The organism is Peribacillus sp. NPDC058002 (assembly GCF_042886655.1).
Lineage (GTDB): Bacteria > Bacillota > Bacilli > Bacillales > DSM-1321 > Peribacillus > Peribacillus aracenensis.
Window position 1 is genome coordinate 32,635 of record NZ_JBHVQU010000027.1, and the last position, 6,437, is coordinate 39,071.

8 protein-coding genes are annotated in these 6,437 nt (G+C 40.9%); all 8 read left to right on the plus strand.

Translation table 11 applies throughout. The annotated features are described in order from the left end of the window. Positions 1-160: 160 nt before the first annotated feature. The 8 genes from spoVT to ACFVSH_RS08055 all read left to right on the plus strand — a co-directional run bounded on the left by spoVT (position 161) and on the right by ACFVSH_RS08055 (position 6,245). Positions 161-697 (plus strand): stage V sporulation protein T, encoded by a 537-nt coding sequence (gene spoVT, locus ACFVSH_RS08020; protein ID WP_192207409.1) that lies wholly within the window; start codon positions 161-163, stop codon positions 695-697. Positions 698-919: 222 nt separating this feature from the next. Beyond that, positions 920-2,542 carry a putative polysaccharide biosynthesis protein gene (locus ACFVSH_RS08025; protein ID WP_387705498.1) on the plus strand — a complete coding sequence of 541 codons (1,623 nt, stop codon included), beginning with the start codon at positions 920-922 and terminating at the stop codon, positions 2,540-2,542. Further along, a complete protein-coding gene (yabN, locus tag ACFVSH_RS08030) occupies positions 2,535-4,007 on the plus strand; it encodes a bifunctional methyltransferase/pyrophosphohydrolase YabN (RefSeq protein WP_387604908.1) in 1,473 nt (490 codons plus the stop codon). Before ACFVSH_RS08025 ends, yabN begins: the two co-directional genes overlap by 8 nt. Before the next feature lie 23 nt (positions 4,008-4,030). Then, complete coding sequence (locus ACFVSH_RS08035) at positions 4,031-4,294, plus strand: RNA-binding S4 domain-containing protein (RefSeq protein ID WP_034316386.1); 264 nt, start codon at positions 4,031-4,033, stop codon at positions 4,292-4,294. A gap of 76 nt (positions 4,295-4,370) precedes the next feature. Further along, positions 4,371-4,679 (plus strand): sporulation protein YabP, encoded by a 309-nt coding sequence (yabP, locus tag ACFVSH_RS08040; RefSeq protein WP_034316308.1) that lies wholly within the window; start codon positions 4,371-4,373, stop codon positions 4,677-4,679. Then, entirely contained in the window at positions 4,676-5,308 is a 633-nt protein-coding gene (yabQ, locus tag ACFVSH_RS08045; protein WP_387604907.1) for a spore cortex biosynthesis protein YabQ, read from the plus strand. The genes yabP and yabQ overlap by 4 nt, the downstream gene beginning before the upstream one ends. Positions 5,309-5,321: 13 nt before the next feature. Beyond that, positions 5,322-5,708, plus strand: coding sequence for an FtsB family cell division protein (locus ACFVSH_RS08050; protein ID WP_387705500.1), 387 nt, complete (start codon positions 5,322-5,324; stop codon positions 5,706-5,708). Positions 5,709-5,789: 81 nt separating this feature from the next. Continuing rightward, a complete protein-coding gene (locus tag ACFVSH_RS08055; protein ID WP_214794723.1) occupies positions 5,790-6,245 on the plus strand; it encodes a S1 domain-containing RNA-binding protein in 456 nt (151 codons plus the stop codon). Positions 6,246-6,437: the final 192 nt, after the last annotated feature.

Below are 6,437 nucleotides of genomic sequence, written 5' to 3' on the forward strand. Positions count from 1 at the left end.
TTTTTTAGGTACCATGGTAAAAAAATGCAACAAGAAGAAAAATTTTTTCAAAGTGCATAGAACTTACCATTAGAAAAATACTAAGTACAATAGCTGGTGATGATTTTGCTACAAAATGAGGATTTATCAAATCAATTAGATGAAAGTGAGGCAACATTAGATGAAAGCAACTGGTATCGTTCGCCGAATTGATGATTTAGGAAGAGTCGTCATCCCGAAAGAAATTCGCAGGACCCTCCGTATTCGTGAAGGAGATCCACTGGAAATATTTGTGGATAGGGATGGAGAAGTCATCCTAAAGAAATACTCTCCTATCAGTGAATTAGGCGATTTTGCAAGGGAATATGCAGAAGCACTTTATGATAGCCTTGGAAACCCAGTTATGATTTGTGACAGGGATACTTACATTGCAGTGGCAGGCGGCTCCAAAAAAGAATACTTAAATAAAAGCGTTAGTGACCTGGTGGAAAAAATCATGGAAGAAAGAAATCCTGTCCTGGAATCTCCAAACGGACAAATTTCATTCGTTGATTCCAATGATGAAGATGTCCAATCTTATACGGCAGCTCCGATCATTGCGAGTGGCGACCCGATTGGTGCCGTCTTGATTTTCTCTAAAGATAGCACCATTGGTGAAGTGGAACAGAAATCGGTTGAAACAGCAGCAAGTTTCCTAGCTAGACAAATGGAACAGTAACCTTGGACATGCCATTATAATTTTTAAGGTGGAAGGGCAGCAATCGCGCTGTCCTTTTTGCTCTTTCTAAAAGGTTAACCCGATGGGGGCAAACATAAAGAGACGGAGATTATTCTTCAAGGTGAATATGGAAACTAATTAACAGTATGCGCTGGAATTAAAAAATAACCATTGGAATTATGCTATAATAACTACCACATATGAGTGAAAAGGGGAAAAAGAATGGCTGAAAAGCCTTATAAAACATCAAATGAACTTTTCCGGGGAGCGTTGATTTTGAGCGCAGCGGCGATTATCGTAAAAGTATTGAGCGCGGCCTATCGCATACCATATCAGAACATTGCGGGTGACATCGGGTTTTATATCTATCAACAGGTTTATCCCTTCTACGGTGTTGCTTTTACATTATCAACACTCGGCTTTCCGGTAGTCATATCCAAACTTATTGCAGAACGGGACTCCTCCAAAAATAACTTTGCGGTCAAGGACATTTTAGTGACTTCATTCGTCGTCTTAAGTTCGATAGGTGTCATGATGTTTGCTGCACTATTCCTTGGAGCTGATTGGGTTGCAGGGTGGATGAAGGATCCGCATTTAGCCGGTCTGCTGAGGATCGTTGCCTACTCCTATTTATTAATGCCGATTTCATCTGTGTTAAGAGGCTATTTTCAAGGAATAAACGACATGCTGCCTACGGCAAGTTCGCAGGTCGCTGAACAATGCATCCGTGTGTTGACGATTCTGGTTCTTTCCACAATATTCGTTTCTCAGGGCTATTCTTATTATGTGGTCGGCAAGGGGGCGGTCCTCGGTTCGATCACCGGCAGCATAACTGGCCTGGTACTGCTTATTGCTTTCGTCATTTTAAGAGAAGAATGGAAGCTTTTTTTACGAATGAGAATCAAACCTGTAAATTTCATCAAAATCTCCAAAGCCCTGATTTTCCAAGGGCTGGCCTTTTGCATAACTGGCTTGATCCTTATCTTGTTTCAGTTTGTCGATTCATTGCACCTGTATTCCTTACTGAGGGAAACGGGAATGGGGGAAAGGGAAGCAAAAGAATGGAAAGGGGTATATGATCGAGGACAGCCGTTGCTTCAGCTAGGTACAGTCGTGGCTAATTCTTTTGCATTGGCGCTTGTACCTGTAATATCCGGATTCGTTCAGAGGAAAAGTGAGCATGAATTATTGAATAAGATCAAATTGGCGCTTCGTGTAAGTGCGACAATAGGACTTGCTGCTGCGATTGGGCTGGTGGTGACGATGAAGCCTGTCAACCATATGCTGTTCACGGATAACAAAGGGACGATTACTTTAGCGATTTTCTCTTTATCGATCTTATTCACATCCCTCATAATGGCAGAAGCGGCAGTGATTCAAAGTTTAGGCCATTCGTTCGTGCCGGTGATCATCACGATTGTGGGGGTTGGCAGCAAGTGGGCTTTGAACCTTGTTCTAGTGCCCCATTACAAGATCGCGGGAGCAGCCTCGGCGACAGTGCTTGCGTTTATAATCATGTCAGTATTATTTTATGTGGTATTGAGAGTACATATCAAAAAGCCATTATTTGAAAAGAAGCACGTGTTAATAATCTTGAAGAGTACGTTTTACATGGGTACTGCGGTTGTTTTATTCAATAGTTTATTCGAATTGATGTTATCAGGCGAGAGCCGCTTGTTAGCTACGATCCAAGCTTTGACCGGTGTAGGGATCGGTGCAGCCGTTTTTGTGATGACGGCCATTCGTACAGGGTTATTTAGTGAAGAAGAACTTTCACTTATACCTGCAGGCTCGAAGCTTAAACGATTTATAATAAAGAATAGGAGTATGCGAAATCATGAATGAGATTACGATAATAGGCCTTGGTGCAGGGGATTTAAATCAGCTTCCGCTAGGGATTTATAAAAAATTGATACAAACGGAACAATGTTTCGTCAGAACGATCGATCATCCGGTAATCGGGGATTTGAAAAGGGAAGGGATAAATTTCACGGCGTTTGACGGGATATATGAAAAGCACGACCAATTTGAAGCTGTATATGAAGAAATTGCCAGAATATTATTACAAGAGGCTTCAAACTGTTCCGTTCTATACGCAGTTCCGGGACATCCCATGGTTGCGGAAAAAACGGTGCAGCTTTTGCTTGAAAAGGGTCCGGCTCTTGGAATAGCCATTAAGTTGGAAGGCGGGCAAAGTTTCCTTGATCCCTTGTTTCAGGCTGTTAGAATCGATCCGATTGAAGGGTTTCAGCTATTGGATGGAACAGCTCTTTCACCAGATGATTTGCACATTGCCCAGCATATGATAATCGGACAGGTGTATGACGCATTCAGTGCATCCAATGTGAAGCTGACCTTAATGGAAAAGCTACCGGATGACTACGAGGTATATATTGTTACAGCGGCAGGAAGCAGTCAGGAAAAAGTGACAAAATGCGCCCTCTTCGAACTCGACCGTCAAATGGAGTTAAGTAACTTGACGAGTGTTTATGTCCCGCCTGTTAGCGAAGAAGCTTTACGGTATAGGGAGTTCTCTAAGCTGCGGCAGGTCATTGCAGAACTTAGAGGTCCTGACGGATGTCCATGGGATAAGAAACAAACTCATGAAAGCTTGAAGAAATATCTAATAGAAGAGGCATATGAGCTGATTGATTCCATCGATGAAGAGGACGACGAGGGCATGATTGGTGAACTTGGGGATGTCCTGCTTCAGGTGATGCTTCATTCACAAATCGGTGAAGATGAGGGCATGTTCACGATAGATGATGTGATTGAAGGCATTACGGCAAAAATGATTCGACGCCACCCTCATGTATTCGGAGATGTTAAAGTGAACGGTGAGGAAGATGTATTAGTGAACTGGCAGAAAATCAAAGAAGATGAAAAAGTGAGCGAAACAAAAGCTCCGAACTCCATATTGGATGGTATTGAGAAATCGCTGCCAAACTTACTACGGGCCGAAGAGTATCAAAAAAGGGCTGCCAAGGTTGGATTTGATTGGGATGAGGTTTCCGAAGCCTGGAAAAAGGTCAGGGAAGAAGTACAGGAATTGGAAGAGGAAATATTAAGCCCGAACAGGGATGTCGAAAGAATAAAATCAGAGCTGGGCGACCTCTTTTTTGCGCTTGTCAACATTTCACGTTATTATGACATACAAGCGGAAGAAGCCGTCTACAAAGCAAACCGGAAATTTCACCAGCGTTTTACATATATAGAAGAGTGCATTCAAAGGGCAGACAAAAAATTTGAGGATTATACATTGGAAGAACTGGATTCATATTGGGATGAAGCAAAAACTAAAGGACTTTAATTAAGGGAGAGATTTGAATGTCGATGAGATTGGATAAATTCCTAAAAGTTTCAAGGTTGATCAAGCGCCGCACACTTGCGAAGGAGGTTGCGGATAAAGGGAGAATCACGATTAACGGACAACAGGCCAAAGCAAGTTCGAATGTGAAAGATGGCGATGAGTTGACTGTAAGGTTCGGTCAAAAGCTTGTTACGGTACGTGTCGATAAAATTCAAGAAACGACGAAAAAAGAAGCCGCTGCAGATATGTATACCATCGTAAAGGAAGAAAAGCTAGCGGAGGAGTAAGGACAGGCTTGGTTCTAATTCCACTCTTACGGACATACACTTGTACAAAATCAGTGGTACTGTGAGGGATGAAAAAATGAGCCAATATATTGATCCGAATGCTGGTTATACAAAAGGAACGACCCAAGAGCATGATGTAACGATGAAAGGCCGCCGTTTGCTTGATATTACCGGTGTCAAACAAGTTGAAAGTTTCGATAATGAAGAATTTCTGCTCGAAACGTCAATGGGTTTCTTATCTATCCGGGGCCAAAACTTGCAAATGAAGAATTTAGACGTTGATAAAGGCATCGTTTCGATTAAGGGAAAGATTTTCGACCTTGTTTATTTAGATGAGCAATCAGGGGAGAAAGCTAAAGGCTTCTTTGGCAAGTTGTTCAAATGACCTTAACGATCCAATTTTATACGTTGCTTGCGATGATAGGCATGGGCAGTGGCTTTGGAGCTGCCCTGGATACGTATAGCAGGTTCCTGAATCGTTCAGAAAGGAAAAGGTGGGTTGTATTCATCCATGACTTCCTTTTCTGGATCATTCAGGGTCTCCTTATTTTTTATGTTTTGTTTTTAGTGAATGAGGGGGAGTTTCGCCTCTATTTATTTTTGGCCTTATTATGTGGTTTTTCAGCTTATCAAGCACTTTTCAAAGGTTTCTATCAACGTTCATTAGAGTTTTTGATAATACTTGTGATAAAGTTGGCGAGATTTATAACGAATTCGGTTCACATGCTGATATTTCTACCGATAAAATGGGTATTAGTATCTGTATTGGCCATCATCATCGGGATAGGTAAGTTCGTTTTGGCATTATTAAAATGGGCGGGAAAAATACTTCTCTTTATTTTGACTATATTCTGGAGACCAGTAAAAGGGATTCTGACTTATATATGGAATTTATTGCCGGTTTTTGTTACGAAAAACGTCGGGAAGTTTTATAATAAAGGAAAAGGGATTTTATTGAAAATAAAGAATTCTATATTTAGAACGCTAAATGGATGGAGAAATAAAAAGAAATGAGGAGCGATAAAAAATGAGTAGCCTGCGTAAAAAGAAAGTGGCAAAAATGGAAAATCCCTACGTCGCTCAACAAGAGAAAAAAGTACAAACCGTAGAAAAAAAGAAGCGTGGTCTAATGCGTAGATTAACCCTTTACTCAGTTTTCGCCGCTGTCTTTTTGATTTTTGCCGTTTCCACCCTCATAACGCAAAATGTTGCACTGGATGAGAAAGTTAATCAAAAGGAAGAAATGAAGGGGAAGTTAGCTGAATTGAAAAAAGACGAGACCCTTCTTAAAGAAGAAATCGTAAAGCTTAATGACGACGATTATATAGCGAAAATAGCCAGACGGGATTATTTCTTATCTGAAAAAGGTGAAATCATTTTTACCCTTCCAAAAGGGAAGGAAGATAGTGACTAATATTGACACTGTTTTTTTACTTTCGTTATAATATAATGTGAAGAGATTTTTTTAACATTTCTAAGGAGGAACATTTTTTTTATGTCAATCGAAGTAGGCAGCAAGTTACAAGGTAAAGTAACAGGCATAACTAATTTTGGTGCATTTGTAGAGCTACCTCAAGGTTCAACCGGTCTTGTCCATATCAGTGAAGTGGCTGATAATTATGTCAAGGATATCAATGATCATTTAAAAGTGGGCGATACAGTTGAGGTGAAAGTCATCAACGTTAAAGATGGCAAGATTGGCTTGTCCATAAAAAAAGCGATAGACCGTCCTGAAGGTGAGCAAAAACCTGCATACACACCACGTCCGCGCCAAGGAAGAGGGAATGACAGCCGTTCCAAAGACTTCCGCTCGAAAGGTAATGGTTTCCAGCCTAAAGAAAACTTTGAGCAAAAAATGGCTAAATTCTTAAAAGATAGCGAAGACCGCTTAACGACCCTTAAACGTAGCACCGAAACGAAACGGGGAGGTCGAGGAGGAAGACGCGGATAAAACTGCTGCTGAAAATAATAGTTTAGCAACTTTTCCTGTGAAATTATTCATAGTGTAGATAAAGGCAAGCTTGCTGGCTTGTCTTCTTTTAATTATCAACGACATAAAAAAGCGCCTCTGCACACTTACCGATATAAGTGTGCAGATGGGCGTTTTTTTTTTTATTTAGCTGGGGGTTTTAAACAAATACGA

Coding starts and splice junctions, on each gene's coding strand:
- ACFVSH_RS08025 (WP_387705498.1), top strand. CDS start 920: ATGGCTGAAAAGCCTTATAAAACATCAAATGAACTTTTCCGGGGAGCG.
- yabP (WP_034316308.1), top strand. CDS start 4,371: ATGAGCCAATATATTGATCCGAATGCTGGTTATACAAAAGGAACGACC.
- ACFVSH_RS08050 (WP_387705500.1), top strand. CDS start 5,322: ATGAGTAGCCTGCGTAAAAAGAAAGTGGCAAAAATGGAAAATCCCTAC.
- spoVT (WP_192207409.1), top strand. CDS start 161: ATGAAAGCAACTGGTATCGTTCGCCGAATTGATGATTTAGGAAGAGTC.
- yabQ (WP_387604907.1), top strand. CDS start 4,676: ATGACCTTAACGATCCAATTTTATACGTTGCTTGCGATGATAGGCATG.
- ACFVSH_RS08035 (WP_034316386.1), top strand. CDS start 4,031: ATGAGATTGGATAAATTCCTAAAAGTTTCAAGGTTGATCAAGCGCCGC.
- ACFVSH_RS08055 (WP_214794723.1), top strand. CDS start 5,790: ATGTCAATCGAAGTAGGCAGCAAGTTACAAGGTAAAGTAACAGGCATA.
- yabN (WP_387604908.1), top strand. CDS start 2,535: ATGAATGAGATTACGATAATAGGCCTTGGTGCAGGGGATTTAAATCAG.